The 636-nt window shown below is 68.1% G+C and carries 1 protein-coding gene; it reads right to left on the reverse strand.

Features of this window, described 5'->3' with window-relative positions; all coding sequences use genetic code 11:
- Positions 1 to 105: 105 nt before the first annotated feature.
- Positions 106 to 636: ABC transporter permease subunit (locus TW83_RS15800; RefSeq protein WP_045983741.1), on the reverse strand; the 531-nt coding region annotated here is incomplete at its 5' end.

Raw genomic sequence — 636 nt, forward strand, 5'->3', positions numbered from 1 at the left:
TCGCGGCATAGACCAGATAGGCCAGGATCAGCGCCGGCACCGCCAGCGCCATGCGCCGCCTGCGGTCCATGATACGGATGGTGCGGTCCTGCAGCGTCATCGTGGTCATGCCGTGGCCCCGTGCGTCAGGCGGTTGCGGGCCAGGCCCGAGATCTGGTCGACGACCACGATGGTCATGAACAGCAGCAGGAAGATCGCCGCCGCCTGATCGAACTTGCCCTGACCGAAGGTCATCGCGTTGCGCAGCTCGTATCCGATGCCGCCCGCGCCGACGAAGCCCAGGATGGCCGATGCGCGGATGTTCACCTCCAGCCGAAGCAGGCCATAGGACAGATAGTTCGGCGCGACCTGCGGGAACACGCCCAGCCAGATGCGCTGCGACCACGTGGCGCCGACGGATGCCAGACCCTCGACCGGTTTCAGGTCGACGTTCTCGTTCACTTCGGAGAACAGCTTGCCCATCGCGCCCGCGGTGTGGATCACGATGGCGATGACGGCGGGGACCGGGCCGCCGCCCAGGATGAAGATCAGCACCAGCGCGATGACGATTTCCGGGATGGCGCGGCAGACGTCCGACACCCGCCGCGCCACCGGCACCAGGCGCGGCCACCAGGCCAGGCCACGCGTGGCCGCCAG

Origin of the sequence: Paracoccus sp. S4493, assembly GCF_000967735.1 — a bacterium.
GTDB classification, from domain to species: Bacteria; Pseudomonadota; Alphaproteobacteria; order Rhodobacterales; family Rhodobacteraceae; genus Paracoccus; species Paracoccus marcusii.